The 15,734-nt window shown below is 67.1% G+C and carries 14 protein-coding genes; 5 read left to right on the forward strand and 9 right to left on the reverse strand.

Annotated elements, in window-relative coordinates; translation table 11 throughout:
• Positions 1–2: 2 nt before the first annotated feature.
• Positions 3–1,160, reverse strand: coding sequence for a BCCT family transporter (locus QAR72_RS05905; protein WP_304616439.1), 1,158 nt, complete (start codon positions 1,158–1,160; stop codon positions 3–5).
• Between the two features lie 264 nt (positions 1,161–1,424).
• On the opposite strand from QAR72_RS05905, the gene QAR72_RS05910 reads away from it, so the two are divergent.
• Complete coding sequence (locus tag QAR72_RS05910; protein WP_304616440.1) at positions 1,425–2,312, forward strand: cation diffusion facilitator family transporter; 888 nt, start codon at positions 1,425–1,427, stop codon at positions 2,310–2,312.
• Between the two features lie 6 nt (positions 2,313–2,318).
• Here QAR72_RS05910 and xth read toward each other — a convergent pair whose 3' ends face one another.
• Together xth and QAR72_RS05920 are read right to left on the reverse strand one after the other, a co-directional pair.
• A complete protein-coding gene (xth, locus tag QAR72_RS05915; protein WP_304616441.1) occupies positions 2,319–3,104 on the reverse strand; it encodes an exodeoxyribonuclease III in 786 nt (261 codons plus the stop codon).
• A gap of 41 nt (positions 3,105–3,145) precedes the next feature.
• The gene (locus QAR72_RS05920; protein WP_304616442.1) at positions 3,146–3,469 is read right to left on the reverse strand and encodes a HesB/IscA family protein; all 324 of its coding nucleotides are present in this window, start codon (positions 3,467–3,469) and stop codon (positions 3,146–3,148) included.
• 75 nt (positions 3,470–3,544) lie between these two features.
• Here QAR72_RS05920 and QAR72_RS05925 point away from each other — a divergent pair, with 75 nt between their 5' ends.
• The 3 genes from QAR72_RS05925 (at position 3,545) to QAR72_RS05935 (ending at position 5,823) form a co-directional block, all read left to right on the forward strand.
• Entirely contained in the window at positions 3,545–4,705 is a 1,161-nt protein-coding gene (locus QAR72_RS05925) for a deoxyguanosinetriphosphate triphosphohydrolase (RefSeq protein WP_304616443.1), read from the forward strand.
• A 128-nt stretch (positions 4,706–4,833) separates the two neighbouring features.
• The gene (locus tag QAR72_RS05930) at positions 4,834–5,256 is read left to right on the forward strand and encodes an OsmC family protein (protein WP_304616444.1); all 423 of its coding nucleotides are present in this window, start codon (positions 4,834–4,836) and stop codon (positions 5,254–5,256) included.
• An 81-nt stretch (positions 5,257–5,337) separates the two neighbouring features.
• Positions 5,338–5,823 (forward strand): peptidase S1, encoded by a 486-nt coding sequence (locus QAR72_RS05935; protein ID WP_304616445.1) that lies wholly within the window; start codon positions 5,338–5,340, stop codon positions 5,821–5,823.
• 7 nt (positions 5,824–5,830) lie between these two features.
• Here the strand turns inward: QAR72_RS05935 and QAR72_RS05940 are convergent, their stop codons facing one another.
• On the reverse strand, positions 5,831–7,426 hold the full coding sequence (locus QAR72_RS05940; RefSeq protein WP_304616446.1) for a peptide chain release factor 3: 1,596 nt from the start codon (positions 7,424–7,426) through the stop codon (positions 5,831–5,833).
• A gap of 137 nt (positions 7,427–7,563) precedes the next feature.
• On the opposite strand from QAR72_RS05940, the gene QAR72_RS05945 reads away from it, so the two are divergent.
• Positions 7,564–8,976, forward strand: a complete 1,413-nt coding sequence (locus tag QAR72_RS05945; protein WP_304616447.1) for a hypothetical protein — start codon at positions 7,564–7,566, stop codon at positions 8,974–8,976.
• Here the strand turns inward: QAR72_RS05945 and QAR72_RS05950 are convergent.
• The 5 genes from QAR72_RS05950 to QAR72_RS05970 all read right to left on the reverse strand — a co-directional run bounded on the left by QAR72_RS05950 (position 8,973) and on the right by QAR72_RS05970 (position 15,726).
• A complete protein-coding gene (locus QAR72_RS05950; RefSeq protein ID WP_304616448.1) occupies positions 8,973–10,640 on the reverse strand; it encodes a formate--tetrahydrofolate ligase in 1,668 nt (555 codons plus the stop codon). The genes QAR72_RS05945 and QAR72_RS05950 overlap by 4 nt on opposite strands.
• A gap of 31 nt (positions 10,641–10,671) precedes the next feature.
• Positions 10,672–11,097, reverse strand: a complete 426-nt coding sequence (locus QAR72_RS05955) for a universal stress protein (RefSeq protein ID WP_304616449.1) — start codon at positions 11,095–11,097, stop codon at positions 10,672–10,674.
• Positions 11,090–13,891, reverse strand: a complete 2,802-nt coding sequence (locus QAR72_RS05960; RefSeq protein ID WP_304616450.1) for a TRAP transporter permease — start codon at positions 13,889–13,891, stop codon at positions 11,090–11,092. The genes QAR72_RS05955 and QAR72_RS05960 overlap by 8 nt, the downstream gene beginning before the upstream one ends.
• Positions 13,892–13,972: 81 nt before the next feature.
• Positions 13,973–14,938 (reverse strand): TAXI family TRAP transporter solute-binding subunit, encoded by a 966-nt coding sequence (locus tag QAR72_RS05965; RefSeq protein WP_304616451.1) that lies wholly within the window; start codon positions 14,936–14,938, stop codon positions 13,973–13,975.
• A 170-nt stretch (positions 14,939–15,108) separates the two neighbouring features.
• A complete protein-coding gene (locus tag QAR72_RS05970; protein ID WP_304616452.1) occupies positions 15,109–15,726 on the reverse strand; it encodes a uracil-DNA glycosylase family protein in 618 nt (205 codons plus the stop codon).
• Positions 15,727–15,734: the final 8 nt, after the last annotated feature.

Below are 15,734 nucleotides of genomic sequence, written 5' to 3' on the forward strand. Positions count from 1 at the left end.
CCTCAGCCGGGCGTGGCGGGTCCGGCCAGCGCCGACAATTTCGTCAGGCGCCGCGCCAGCAGGACGTAGATCACTGCATAAAGCCCCGCCACGACCAGCCCGACCCACTGGATCTCGAACGGGGTGAAGACATAGGCCGCGACCAGCGTCGCCTGCAGCACGGCATGGACCGGGTAATAGCGCCCGCCCAGCCTTTCGCGCGTCCAGCCCAGATTGGCCGAGTAAAGCCGGATCAGGCTGTCGAGCGAGTTGATCACGAAAACCACGCCGACGGTGATCATGAACCAGTTCAGCCAGGTCGGGATCACGATCTGGTTCGCGTGATAGACGTAAAGCACCGAGAACCACAGCCCCAAGGGCAGTGCGGGCAGCGCCACCATCGCCAGCGCCAGTTGCCAGACCGGCAGCCCGCCCACGAACCGCGCTACGAACTGTCCGATCATGATCGACCAGGCGAACCACCAGAACAGGTAGAATTCGTGGTAATCTCCGATGGGCGTCGCAAAGCGCGGCAGATGGCGGAAGTAATCGCCCAGCATCGCGACGCTGCCGAAGAAATCGCCCAGGCCCACCCGGCTGTAGACGAAGGCGATCATCGCCAGCGCGGTGAAGGCCAGCACCCCAAAGCCGTAGCTGGACACGATGGCCAGCCATTTCATCACACGCATGTCGCCGCTGGAGACGACCGAGGTCGCGATCACGACCAGAACCAGCGCCCAGATCACGCCCTGCGGCAGGTCGGGCGCGTAACCCGGCAGGTTGATCATGAACAGATAGCAGGTGAAGGAGCAGGTCGCGATGATCGTCAGGTTGTAGACCAGCTTGATCGCCGGGATCTCGAACAGCCGCAGGCGCGGCTCGATGGCGACAAAGTAGAAGGTCGTGACGAAATACATCAGCCAGACCAGCGGACCCCACATCCCGAACTCGATCGCCAGCGCATTGGTGAAGCCAAAGGCGGGATCGGTCTCGTAGATCGGAAACTCGTTCAGCGGCAGCATCACCAGACCCATATCCAGCCCCGCCGTGAACAGCAGTGCGATCAGCGTGAACAGCCCGACCGGACTCTCGCCGCGGCATTTCAGCCGCGGATAGCGCAGCAGCACGAAAAGGGCGCAGCCAAGCACGCTGAGATAGGCCAGGGTGATGATGGGTGTCATGGATCGTCCTCGTGCCGGGATACGCCTCGCGTCTTCAGGGGACCGGCTCGCAGCCGCGCAGCCCTGCCCGGCCCCGCAGGCGCAGGGTCGGTGGCCGCCGGATCGTCGCCGGCGCGACCCCATGGGCCGCTGATCAGGATGTTCCCGCCAGACTGACGTATATTGATTGTTGCGTCAATCAAGATTCCGTCATGTCTGACGGTTGAGATCGCGGCGCGCTTCTGTCAAAGGCAGTCGGGACAAGATCAGCGCGACCGGGCCGCCATGACCACAACGATGAAACTTGCAGCAGGCAGCATCCTGCTGGGCGTCGCCGTCCTTGCGCTCAAGACGCTGGCCTGGTGGCTGACCGGCTCGGTGGCGCTCTTGTCGGATGCGCTGGAAAGCATCGTGAACGTTGCGGCGGCGATCGCCGCGCTGGTGGCGATCGGCGTGGCGCAGCGCCCGGCCGATCAGGGCCATCCCTATGGCCACCACAAGGCCGAATTCATCAGCGCGGTGATTGAGGGCGTGCTGATCATCCTGGCGGCGCTGCTGATCCTGCATCAGGCCTGGGCGGCGCTGCAATCGCCGCGCCCGCTGGAACAGCCGGGCCTGGGGCTGGCGATCAACGCCTTCGCCTCGGTCCTGAACGGCCTGTGGTGCTGGGTCCTGATCCGCGAAGGGCGGCGGCGGCGCTCGCCTGCCCTTGTGGCGGATGGCAAGCATCTGATGACCGACGTGATCTCGTCCATGGGCGTCTTGGCGGGGATCGGGCTGGCGCTGGCGACGGGCTGGATGATCCTTGACCCGATCCTTGCCATGCTGGTCGGCGTCAACATCCTGTGGTCCGGCTGGAAGGTCGTGACAGCCTCGCTGTCGGGCCTGATGGACGAGGCCGTGTCGGACCGTGCCCTGTCCGAGATCCGCCAGATCATCTCGGACCGTGCCGAGGGCGCAATCGAGGCCCATGACCTGCGCACCCGCCATGCGGGCCGCGCGACCTTCATCGACTTTCACCTGGTCGTGGATGGCCAGACCACGGTGGCCGAGGCGCATGACATCTGCGACCGGATCGAGGCCGCGCTGAAGGAATATCTGCCCGACGCCCAGATCACCATTCATGTCGAGCCCGAACACAAGGCCAAGCATTCGGGCGTTCTGGTGATCTGACGCGCTTCAGGCGGCCAGCCGCACCCAGACCGGGACGTGGTCGCTTGGCTTCTCGCCCGCGCGGACCTCGCGCTCGACCCCGGCATCGACCATCAGATCGGCGGCTTGCGGCGACAGCAGCAGATGATCGATGCGGATGCCGTCATCGCGGTTCCACGCCCCCGCCTGATAATCCCAGAAGGTGAAGGGCCCGCGCGTTCCCCAAGGGTCGCGGATGCGGACGGCATCTGTCCAGCCCTGATGCAGGATGGCGCGGAAGGCCGCGCGGCTTTCCGGGCGGAACAGCGCATCGTCAAGCCAGTTCTGCGGATTGGCCACATCGCGCGCTTCGGGGATGATGTTGTAATCGCCCAGCATCACCACCGGCATTTCCAGCGCCAGCAATTCCGCGGCGCGCAGGCGCAGGCGTTCCATCCAGGCCAGCTTGTAATCGTATTTCGGCCCCGGCGCGGGGTTGCCGTTGGGCAGGTAGAGCCCCGCGATCCGCACGGATTGCGCGCCGGTCACGGTCGCCTCGATATAGCGGGCCTGTTCGTCGGCATCATCGCCGGCCAAGCCGCGCGTCACGTCCTCCAGCGGCAGCAGCGACAGGATCGCCACGCCGTTGAAGCCCTTTTGCCCATGCGTCTCGACCTGCCAGCCCAGATCCTCGAAATGGGCGCGGGGGAAGGCCTCGTCCACCGACTTGATTTCCTGAAGCACGACCAGATCGGCATCGGTCTGGCCCAGCCAAGCGGTCAGGGCCTCGATCCGGGCCTTTACGCCATTGATGTTGAAGCTTGCGATTTTCATGGCGCGACCATGCGTCCGGCCATCCCGCTTGGCAAGCCCGCTTACATCGAGAAGGACGTGCCGCAGCCGCAGCTGCTGGAGGCGTTGGGGTTCTCGATCACGAAACGCGCGCCGATCAGTTCCTCGGAGAAATCGATCACCGCGCCTGCCAGAAAGGGCAGCGAGACCGGATCGACCAGCACCTGCTGGCCCGCGCCCTCCAGCACCAGATCGTCGGGGGCGGGCTGGTCCAGACGGATGTCATACTGGAACCCCGAACACCCCCCGCCCAAGACCGCGACCCGCAGGGGCTGCGGCTCCTTGCCGGCATTGATCTGGGCCAGGCGCTCAAAGGCGCGTTCGGTGACTTTCGGCGGCAGGTTCATGGGGCGTTCCGGTTTTCGACCTCTGCTGCGAAATATAGGGTTGGCGCGCACGTCCCGCAAGGAAGCCCCACGCCCATGACCGCCCTCGCGCCCTATGCCTGCCAGCCCGATCAGAGCCGCGGACGGCTGTTTCCCGAAAAGCTGTCCACCTTCCGCTCGCCCTGGCAGCGGGATCGGGACAGGATCATCCATTCCTCGGCCTTTCGGCGGCTCAAGCACAAGACGCAGGTCTTCGTCGAACATGATGGCGAGGCATGGCGCGGTGACTATTTCCGCACCCGCCTGACCCACACGATCGAGGTCGCGCAGGTCGCCCGCACCATCGCCGGCGCGCTTGGCCTGAACACCGATCTGGCCGAGACCGTGGCCCTGGCCCATGATCTGGGCCACCCGCCCTTTGGCCATACCGGTGAGGATGCGCTGGCCGTTCTGATGGAACCCTATGGCGGCTTCGACCACAACGCCCAGGCGCTGCGGATCATCACCCGGCTCGAACGGCATTACGCCGATTACGACGGGCTGAACCTGACCTGGGAATCGCTGGAGGGCATCGCCAAGCATAACGGCCCGGTGACCGGTCCCCTGCCCTATGCCCTGGCCGAGGTGAACACCGCCTGGGATCTGGAACTGCACAGCAATGCCAGCGCCGAGGCGCAGGTCGCCGCCGTGGCCGACGACGTGGCCTATAACCACCACGACCTGCATGACGGGCTACGCGCAGAATTGTTCACCGAGGCCGAACTGTCGGAACTGCCCGTGATCGGCCCCGCCTTCGCCGAGGTGGACGCCCTCTATCCCGGCCTCGACCCGACGCGCCGCCGCTACGAGGCCCTGCGCCGCGTCTTCGGCGTCATGGTCGAGGATGTGATCGCGGTGGCCCAGAACCGCCTCGCCGGCCTTCAACCCCGCCATGTGGACGAGATCCGCGCGATGGACGGGCCGATCATCCGCTTCTCGAAGCCGCTCTACCAGAACATCAAGGCGATCAAGTCCTTCCTGTTCCAGCGCATGTATCGCGCGCCTTCGGTGGTGGTGGAACGCGAATCGGTGACGCGGATGGTGAACGACCTCTTCCCCCATTACCTCGCGCATCCCGAGGCGATGCCCGACCAGTGGCACCAGACCGCCCGCGCCCTGAACGACGAGACCGAGCGCGCGCGCCTGGTGCTGGATTACGTCTCGGGCATGACCGACCGCTATGCCATCGCGGAACATCAGCGGTTGTTTCGCCGCTGACCCTTCCGGAACTTTCACCACCCCCCTGGTGTTGAGGCGCGCAGATACGGCGGCCGGACCGCCGGTCCCGGCGTGCCTCAGGGCGCGAAGCGGCTGGCATCGGCCCCTCAACACGAAGGGAGCAGGACATGATCACCCGCAGCGGTTCGGCGAAATGGCAAGGCGGTCTCAAGGGCGGCAAGGGCACGGTCTCGACCGCGTCGGGCGCGCTGGACGGGCTGGCCTATGGCTTCGGCACCCGGTTCGAGAACGGTCCCGGCACCAATCCCGAGGAACTGGTCGGCGCCGCCCATGCCTCGTGCTTCTCGATGGCGCTGGCGATGATGCTGGAACAGGCCGGCGTCACCGGGGTCGAGATCGAGACGCGATCGGACATCTCGCTCGACCGAGAGGGCGAGGGCTTCGCGGTCAAGAAGGCGCATCTGACCACCACGATCCGGGGCGATGGCGATCCCGAAACGCTGCGCGAGACGGCGGAAAAGGCCAAGGCGGGCTGCCCCATCAGCAAGCTGCTGAACGCCGAGATCACGATGGAGGTCCGTCTGGGCTGACCGGCGCTTTTTGCCATTTGACATCGGGCGGGCGCGCATGTGGAGATGGGCCATTGAACCCGCCGCATCAGAGGCTGCCCGATGTTTCCCTCACCCTTGCGTCTGTCCGCCTGCCTTGGCCTTGCCGTCATGGCGCTGCCCTTGGGCGCCGCCGCGCAGGATTGCCCGAACTGGCGGCTTTTCGCCCCCAAGACGATCGAAGCCAGCGCCGACAGCCTGTTCCAGCGTTACCAGACCCCGCTGGTGGCGGGGGGGTCGGTCAATCTGACCTCGTGCCTCGAGATGCCGGGCATCGGCTATGTTCAGGAAGCACCCGATCTCAGCGTCGAATATGACGGCCAGGGCGACCGCAGGCTGCTGGACATTCGGGTTCAGGCCGATTGCGACACGACCCTGCTGGTGAACCTGCCCGACGAGCAATATGTCTATTCCGACGATGAGGACGGGCTGAACCCGATCATCCGCATCGCCGCCGCGCCAAGCGGGCTCTACGACATCTGGGTCGGCACGATCGAGCCCGCGAATTGCGCCGCCATCCTGATGATCGAGACCTTCGACGAAAGCTGAGACGGGTTCAGACCATCATCTCCTTGGTCGCGGTCAATTTCAGGTCGGGATGGTCGCGGCCGATCCGGTCGATGTCCCATTGGAGGCGGGTCAGATAGACCAGATCGCCGTCATGGTCATGCGCCAGATGGCCCTTGTTGGCATTGGCGAAGGCATCGACCTTGTCCGTGGGGCCGCTGACCCACCGGGCGCTGGTGAACTGGCTGCCCTCGAAGCGAACGGGGATGCCGTATTCCAGCTCGATCCGGCTGGCCAGCACCTCGAATTGCAGCGCGCCGACGACCCCGACAATGAAGCCCGAGCCGATGGCCGGCTTGAAGACCTTGGCCGCGCCTTCTTCTGCGAACTGCATCAGCGCCTTTTCCAGGTGCTTGGCTTTCATCGGATCGGTCGCGCGCACGGTCTGCAGGAGTTCCGGCGCAAAGGACGGGATGCCGGTGAAGCGCAGGGCCTCGCCCTCGGTCAGCGCGTCGCCGATGCGCAGCTGGCCGTGGTTGGGGATGCCGATGATGTCGCCCGCCCAGGCCTCCTCGGCCAGTTCGCGGTCGGCGGCGAGGAACAGGACCGGGTTGGTGACCGCCATCGGCTTCTTCGACCGCACGTGGGTCAGCTTCATCCCGCGCTCGAAATGACCCGAGGCCAGGCGCACGAAGGCCACCCGGTCACGGTGCTTGGGGTCCATGTTGGCCTGCACCTTGAAGACGAAGCCGGTCACGGGCGTCTCTTCGGGGCTGATCTGGCGCCCGGCGGCGTTCTGCGGCTGGGGCGGAGGCCCGTATTCGCTGATCCCGCGCATCAATTCGCGCACGCCGAAGCTGTTGATCGCGCTGCCGAACCAGATCGGCGTCATGTGGCCTTCCAGAAAGGACTGCCGGTCGAAGGCGGGCAGCAATTCGCGCGCCATCTCGATCTCTTCGCGCAGCTTGGCCAGCAGGTCGGCGGGCACGTGAGCGGCCAGCCTGGGATCGTCCAGCCCCTCGATGGCGATGCTTTCGGCGACCTTGTTGCGGTCGGCGCGGTCCATCAGTTCCAGCCGGTCGCGCAGCATGTCGTAGCAGCCGATGAAGTCGCGGCCCACCCCGATGGGCCAGCTTGCAGGCGCCACGTCGATGGCCAGGTTCTCCTGGATCTCGTCGATGATCTCGAACGTGTCCCGGCTTTCGCGGTCCATCTTGTTGCAGAAGGTCAGGATCGGCAGGTCGCGCAGGCGGCAGACCTCGAACAGCTTGCGGGTCTGCGATTCGACGCCCTTGGCACCGTCGATGACCATGATCGCCGCATCCACCGCCGTCAGCGTGCGATAGGTATCCTCGGAAAAGTCGCTGTGGCCCGGCGTATCGACCAGGTTGAAGCGATATGCGTCAAAATCGAACGACATCGCCGAGGCCGAGACCGAGATGCCGCGATCCTGTTCCATCTTCATGAAGTCCGACCGGGTGCGCCGCGCCTCGCCCTTGGCGCGCACCTGACCGGCCATCTGGATGGCGCCGCCATACAGCAGGAATTTCTCGGTCAGCGTGGTCTTGCCGGCATCGGGATGCGAGATGATCGCAAAGGTCCGGCGGCGGGCGATTTCGGGCGGAAGTTCGGGGCGGTTGCTCATGAGGGGCGCTTTACCGCGCCCGCAAGCGCAAGGCAATCGGCGCCTTGGGCGCTGAACTGGCTCGTTCTGTCACTACCTTGCGCTTGCCGGGATGCGGGGCCGGGACAAATCTTGTCACGGGCTTCGGTGGCGGGATGATGGAACAGGGTCTGGAACAGGTGATGCGGCTTCTCGGCCATCGTGCGGTCGAATGGATGCGCCAGTCGGTGATGGCGCTTCCCGATCCGTTGCCTGCCGACGATCCCGCGACGGATGCGCTGGCCAAGGCCGCGATCATCGGCCCGATCCTCGGGGCGCTGACGGGACGACCCTCGCCGGTCGAGGTTCTGGCCCGCCGCCGCCTCTGCCCGGACACTGTCCGCTGCGCGGCGCTTGACCATCTGTCCGGGCCGGGGTCGCGGGCGCGGTTGATCCTGGCCGCACGGCTGGTCGCGCCCGAGGATGCCGCCTGTCGGCTGGCGCAGGCCGATCTGGCGCATGACGAGGCCCGGCCAGCGGCGCTGCGCCTGATGCTGGGCGCAAGCCCGCCCCCGGATGCCGAGACGATGCTGCTGGCGCCCCTGCCCCCGGTGATCGATCGCGCCAGCCTGTCGGCGCGCCTGCGCCTTCTGCTGGCATGGTGGCGGCAGGCCGGAGGTCCGCCCCGCCTGTCATCGCCCGGCCGGCACGGCGATCTGCTGCGCGCGCTGCGGGACTGGGCAGGCCTCGCGCGTCAGATGGGCGACACGCAGCTTCTGGCCGAGGCGGTCTGCGGCCTGTTGCTGGTCGATCCGCATCATGACGTGGCCGACATGCTGACCCGGATCATGGACCTGCAGGGCCCGGACGGCGCCTTTCCCGCACGCCTGCGCCGCCCTGAGACGCCCACCCCTCTGGCCGAGGGGATCGGCCCGACCCTGTCGACGCTGCTTGCCTTTCAGCTGACAAGGCCCGGCCGCCGCATCGCGCCCGCAGCCCTGCCCGAGCGGGCGATCACGGGCGCGGTGCTGGAACTGGCCGCCGCGATGGCGCAGCGGATCGAGACCGAAGACCTGGACCCACGGGCGCGGCTTCTGGGGCAGGTTCTGCTGATGCGCGCGACCGGGCGCAACCATCTGGCAGACATGGGCACGGACTTGGTGTTGCCCGACAGGGCGCTGGTGGGACGGCTGGCCTCGATCGTCTTCGGCGATCCGGTCGCGGCGCTGGCGCTGCGGCGGCATCTCGGCTGGCGGCAGCCCGCACGGCTGGTCACGCCGGAACTGGCCTGGCTGAGCGGTGCGCCGGTGCGGCAGACGGGGCGGCTGCCTGCAGATGACGGCGCGATCTGGATGCGTGCGGTGCGGCAGGGCGACGGCCCGGCCTTCATGGCGCTGATCGCGCAGGCGCGGCGCCATGGCGCCCTGCCCGATCCCTGCACCCATGGCCTTGCCCGCAGGCTCGCAGGCACCGCCCTGGCCCAAGGCTGCCGGTCGGACGCGTCCTTCACGCAGCTTGCCGCGGCGCTGGAGCGCGTGATCCTGCTGGCAACGGTCTTTGACCAGCCGCCGGCCCCGGCCATGGTGGCCTAGAACAGGCCCTCGACCTGTCCGTCCTCGTCCAGCCGGATCGACAAGGCCGCCGGAACGCGGGGCAGGCCCGGCATGGTCATGATCTGGCCGCAGATCGCCACGACGAAGCCCGCGCCCGCATTCAGCCGCACCTCGCGCACCGGGACCACATGCCCCTCGGGCGCGCCGCGCAGCCCCGGATCGGTCGAGAAGCTGTATTGCGTCTTGGCGATGCAGACCGGCATCGGCCCGTGGCCCGCAGCCTCCCATGCGGCAAGCTGCTCGCGGATGCCCGGTGCGGCCTCGACCCGCGCGGCGCGATAGATGCGGGTGCAGACCGTCTCGATCTTGTCCCAGAGCGGCATGTCATCGGCATAAAGCGGGCGAAGCGCGGCACCGCCCTCGGCCAGCGCGACAACCGCGCGAGCCAGATCCTCGGCCCCTGCACCGCCCATCGCCCAATGCCGCGCCGGAACGGCCTGCACGCCGTGGCTGGCGCAGTAATCCTGAAGGGCGGCGATCTCGGCGGGGCTGTCGCCGTCGAAATGGTTCAGCGCCACGACCACGGGCAGGCCGAACTGGGCAAGGTTCTCGAGATGCCGCCCCAGATTGGCGCAGCCGCGCGTCACCGCGCTGACGTCCTCCTGCGCCAGATCGGCCTTTGCGACGCCGCCATTCATCTTCAGCGCCCGGATCGTGGCCACAAGCACCGCCGCCGAAGGGCTCAGCCCGCCCAGCCGGCACTTGATGCTGAGAAATTTCTCGGCCCCCAGATCTGCGCCAAAGCCCGCCTCGGTCACGACATAGTCGGACAGGCGCAAGGCCGCGCGGGTCGCGATCAGGCTGTTGCAGCCATGCGCGATGTTGGCGAAGGGCCCGCCGTGGACCAAGGCGGGATTGTTCTCCAGCGTCTGCACCAGATTGGGCTGCAACGCGTCCTTCAGCAGGACCGTCATCGCCCCGTCCGCGCCCAGATCGCGCGCGGTCACAGGCCTGCGGTCCATATCCTCGGCCACGACGATCCGGCCAAGGCGGTCGTTCAGTTCGGCCAGATCGCGGGCCAGGCACAGGATTGCCATCACCTCGGAGGCGACGGTGATGTCAAAGCCCGTCTGGCGCGCAAAGCCGTTCGCCGGCCCGCCCAGACCCACCGCGATGTCGCGCAGCGCGCGGTCGTTCATGTCCATCACCCGCCGCCATGTGACGCGGCGCGTGTCGATCCTGAGCGCGTTGCCCCAGTGGATGTGGTTGTCGATCATCGCGGCCAGCAGGTTATGGGCCGAGGTGATGGCGTGGAAATCGCCGGTGAAATGAAGGTTCATCTCCTCCATCGGGACGACCTGCGCGAAGCCGCCACCAGCGGCCCCGCCCTTCATGCCGAAATTGGGGCCAAGGCTTGCCTCGCGGATGCAGATCGTGGCGCGCTTGCCGATCCGGTTCAGCGCATCGCCCAGCCCCACGGTGGTGGTCGTCTTCCCCTCGCCCGCAGGGGTCGGGTTGATCGCCGTGACAAGGATCAGCCGCCCCTCGGGGCGCCCGCTCAGCACGGCCAGCGCGTCATGGGTGATCTTGGCCTTGTCGTGGCCATAGGGCAGGATCTGATCGCCGCCAAGGCCAAGCCCGGCGGCGATCTGGGAGATGGGGCGCTTGCGCGCGGCGCGGGCGATCTGGATGTCGGACTGCATGGCGCCCAGCTTCACCAGCCGCCCGCCGCTGTCAACGAACGACCAGCACCGAGACGGGCGAGTGGCGCACCACGGCGTTCACGTCGCGGCTGACCAGGATACTGCGCAGCTCATCGGGTTTGGGGCTGGCCATGACGATCAGGTCGGCGCCGAACTTCTTCGCCGATTTCAGGATCGTTTCGGCCACGTGCCCATGCCCGACATGGATCCGGACCCGGTCATTGTCGGGCAGGTTCTCGCTTGCGAAGCGGTCCAGATCGTCCTTCATCGTCTGCAGGATACGCGCCTCGTAGCCCTTTGGCAGAAAGGTCGCCACCATCGAGCTGCCGAAATCGTGGACGATCCCCAGCAGATGGATCACCCCCGTCTCGCCCGCCAGCCGGATCGCGGCAGGCAGGGCGGTCTCCCATGTCTCGGGATGTTGCAGGTCGATGGGCAGAAGGATGCTCTCATGCATGTCGCATCTCCTTGTCGCGGCCCGGCTCCGGGGCCGGCAGGCGGCGGCGCTGCAGCCAGATCACGACGCCCAGCAGCAGGAAGGCAGGGATATAGGCCCAATAGCGCGAGGGCGCCTCGACCGGGGCCTCGACCGTCAGGATGGTCTGATCCCAGTCCAGCCCCGCCGATTGCGCCGGGCTGCCAAAGGCCACGTTGTCGATCATCAGCCGGTCGCCGTCCTGGATCAGGTCGATCCCGGCGGCTTCCAGCCTCTCCTCGCCGGTCTCTCCGGCGGGGACGGGCAGGATCGCCACGAACTCGACAGGGCTTCCGATATCGTTCAGCCCCGCGATCCGCAGGCGCAGCCCGTCGCCGGGCGCGCTGTCCTCGAGCGCCTGCACGAATTCGGTGCCGGGCCGTTCCTCGAAGGGCGGATAGACGTAGCTCCAGAAGAAGCCCGGACGGAAGATCGTGAAGGCGATCAACAGCAGCAGCGCCGATTCCCAGATCCGGTTGCGCACAAGGAACCAGCCCTGCGTCGCGGCGGCAAAGAGCAGCATCGCGATGGTCGCCGTGACGAAGACGAAAATGCCCATGATCCATCCGACATCGATCAGCAGAAGGTCGGTGTTGAAGATGAACAGGAACGGCAGCGCCGCGGTGCGCAGGCTGTAGAAGAACGCCACGACCCCGGTGCGGATCGGATCGCCGCCCGACACCGCCGCCGCCGCGAACGAGGCCAGACCGACAGGCGGCGTCACGTCCGCCATGATGCCGAAGTAGAACACGAACAGATGCACCGCGATCAGCGGCACGATCAGCCCGTTCTGCTGGCCAAGCGTCACGATCACCGGCGCCAGCAGCGCCGAGACGACGATGTAGTTCGCCGTGGTCGGCAGGCCCATCCCCAGGATCAGGGACAGCACGGCCGTCAGAAGCAGGATCAGCATCAGGTTGCCGCCCGACAGCAGCTCGACCACATCGGCCAGCGCGGCGCCGACGCCGGTCTGGCTGACGACGCCCACAATGATGCCCGCCGTCGCGGTGGCGATGCCGATGCCGATCATGTTCCGCGCGCCCGAGATCAGCCCGTCCACCAGTTCGTCAAAGCCCTGGCGGATGCGGGCCGGCACGGCGCTTTCGCCGCGCAGAACCGCCATCAGCGGGCGCTGCGTCAACAGGATGAAGATCATGAAGGCCGTCGCCCAGAAGGCCGACAGGCCCGGCGACAGGCGGTCCACCATCAGCGACCAGACCAGCACGACGACCGGCAGGATGTAGTGCAGCCCCGACCGCACCGTCGGCCCCGGCAAGGGCAGCGCGGTGACGGGCGCGTTCGGATCGTCCAGTTCCAGCGGCTTCTCGCGCGAGGCGATCCACATCAGCCCGACATAGGCCGCCGTCAGCAGGCCGAAGATGACATAGCCCGCATTGGCGCCAAAGACCGGCCTGATCCAGCCCATCGTGTAATAGACGACCAGCGACAGCGCGCAGATGCCGGCGATGATGAAGGCCGCGACCAGCAGGCGACGCAGGATCGGAGGCGGCTCATAGGCGCGCGGCAGGCCCTTCATCCCGGCCTTCATCGCCTCCAGATGGACGATGTAGACCAGCGCGATGTAGCTGATCGTGGCGGGCAGGAAGGCGTGCTTGACGACCTCGAAATAGGGGATGCCGACATATTCGACCATCAGGAAGGCGGCCGCGCCCATGACGGGCGGCATGATCTGGCCGTTGACCGAGGATGCGACCTCGACCGCGCCGGCCTTTTCGGGCGAGAAGCCCACGCGCTTCATCAGGGGGATGGTGAAGGTGCCGGTCGTCACCACGTTGGCGATGCTGGACCCGGAAATCAGGCCCGTCATGCCGCTGCTGACCACCGCCGCCTTGGCCGGGCCGCCGCGCAGGTGCCCCATCAGCGAAAAGGCGACCTGGATGAAGTAGTTCCCGGCCCCCGCCTTGTCCAGAAGCGCGCCGAACAGCACGAACAGAAAGACGAAGCTGGTCGAGACGCCAAGCGCGATGCCAAAGACGCCCTCGGTCGTGACCCATTGGTGATTGGCAACCTCGGACAGCGAATTGCCCCGATGCGCGATGATCGAGGGCATGTAGGGCCCGAGGAAGGTATAGACCAGAAACACCGTCGCAACGATCATCAGCGCAGGGCCAAGGCTGCGGCGCGCGGCCTCGAGCAGCAGCATGATGCCGATGACGGCGACAAGCAGGTCGGTCTGGATCGGAGCGCCGACACGGCGGCCCAACGCGTCGCTGTAGACAAAGACGTAAAGCGCAGCCCCCGCCGCGACCAGCGCCAGCGCCCATTCCCAGACCGGCACCCGGTTCTTTGGGCTGCCCAGCAGGATCGCCGCGATGACGCCCGCCCCGGTCAGCCCGATCCACCACGCCGGAAAGCTGGCAGGCGCGCCATAGATGAACAGCCCCGACAGCACGATCGGTGCCAGGATGCCCAGCCCAAGCTGGATGGGCGAACGCTCGGCCGGATAGGCCATGAAGGCCAGGAACAGCGCAAAGGCCAGATGCACCGCACGGGCATCGGTCGCGCTGATGATGCCGAAATTCAGCATGAAGGGCAGCGGAGAGGCGATCCACAGCTGGAACAGCGACCAGCACAGCGCCACGCCCAGGATCAGCTTGCCGACCAGTCCGGGCGGCGTGCGCGCGCCCGTATCGCTGGAGGCGACCAGCTCGTCCAGCTCGTCCTGGCTCAGCGCGCCGCGACCCGCGGCCCCTGTCTCGACGGCGGCGGCCTGTTGCTGGCGCGTCTCCTCGTCCCTGCTGTCCCTGTCACTCATCACGGCCCCCCGGCGATGCGTTGGTCATTCTTGTTCTGTGGCAGAAAGGGCGGCCCGCAAGGCCGCCCCGTCCGGGGCGGATCAGTCGATCCAGCCACGCTCGCGGTAATAGCGGGCGGCGCCGTCATGCAGCGGCGCGCTGAGGCCTTCCGAGATCATCGTCTCGGGCTCCAGCGTCTCGAATGCCGGGTGCAGTTGCTTGAAGCGGTCGAAATTCTCGAAGACCGCGCGCACGACCTGATAGACCGTCTCCTCGGGGACATCGGCCGAGGTCACGAAGGTCGCCAGAACGCCGAAGGTCTCGGTATCCTCGTCATTGCCCGCATACATGCCGCCGGGGATCGTGACCTTGGCGTAGAAGGGGTTCTCCTCGACAAGACGGTCGATGGCCTCGCCCGCAACCGTCACCAGGCGCGCGTCAACGGTCGAGGTCGCCTCCTGGATCGAGCCGTTCGGATGGCCGACCGTGTAGCTGATCGCATCGACCTGGTTGTCGCCAAGCGCCGCCGACTGCTCGGCCGGGCGCAATTCGGATGCCAGCGCGAAGTCGGACATGGACATGCCCTTGGCGTCCAGCACGATCTCGAATGTCCCGCGCGAGCCGGAACCGGGGTTGCCGACGTTCACGCGCTTGCCCGCCAGTTCCTCGAAGGTGGTCACGCCGCTATCGGCGCGGGCGACGACGGTGAAGGGTTCGGGATGCACCCCGAAGACCGCGCGCAGTTCGGGGAAGGCGTCGCCCTCGTAGTCCGAGCTGCCGTTATAGGCGTGGAACTGCCAGTCCGACTGGGCAACGCCCATCGTCATGTCGCCCGCCTTGATGGCGTTGATGTTGGCGATCGAGCCGCCGGTCGAAGGCGCGGTGCAGCGCAGCCCGTGTTCCGAGGTCTCGCGGTTCACAAGCCGGCAGATCGACTGCCCCACCACGTAATAGACACCGGTCTGGCCGCCGGTGCCGATCGTGATGAACTGCTCCTGCTGGGCCAGCACCGGCCCCGAGGCCAGGACCCGCGCGCTGCCCAGAAGGGCGGATTTCATGAGGCTCATTCGGCTTCTCCCTTGTCTTGTCTGTCGCCTTGGATGCGCGGGAATTCGCGCAGGGGGCGCGTCGCCGCTGCGTGATCCACGCTCGTCATCCCCACGGTCCCGTGGGGACAAGTCGTTATCCATACCGCCGGTTCCCGCCATTCACCAGTCTTTGCACGAATTTTGTGCGCTCAAACAGGCTGGAGAGCGGCGGCGACGGCCTTCTTGAGCTCGGGCAGCAGCATCGCCTCGAACCAGGGATTGCGTCGCAGCCAGCCGGTATTGCGCCAGCTGGGATGCGGCAGGGGAAAGATGGCGGGCGCGTGACTGTGCCAATCGGCGACGGTCTGGGTGACATTGCGCCGGCCCAGATGCCAGGCCTGCGCGTGTCCGCCCACCAGGAGCGTCAGGCGCGGCTTCAGCAGATCCATGACCGGCTGGCGCCAGGTGGCCGCGCAAAGCGGCGGCGGCGGCAGGTCGGCCCCGCGCGCGTCGTAGCCCGGAAAGCAGAAGGCCATTGGCACGATCGCCACCCGGTCGCGGTCATAGAAGGTCTGGGCATCGACGCCCATCCAGTCGCGCAGCCGGTCGCCCGAACGGTCGGTGAAGGGCCGCCCGCTGTCATGCACCCGCGCGCCCGGCGCCTGCCCCACGATCAGCACCCGCGCCAAAGGGCGGAACCAGGCGACCGGCCGGGGCGCGTGGCGCGTCGCGGTCGCGGCGAAACGCTCGGCACACAGCCGGCACTGGCGGATGTCGGCGACCAGCGGATGGTCGGGCGGATCGTCTGGGGGAGGATGCGAGGGCATCGCCCCGA

Source organism: Paracoccus sp. (in: a-proteobacteria) (genome assembly GCF_030604785.1).
Classification (GTDB): Bacteria; Pseudomonadota; Alphaproteobacteria; order Rhodobacterales; family Rhodobacteraceae; genus Paracoccus.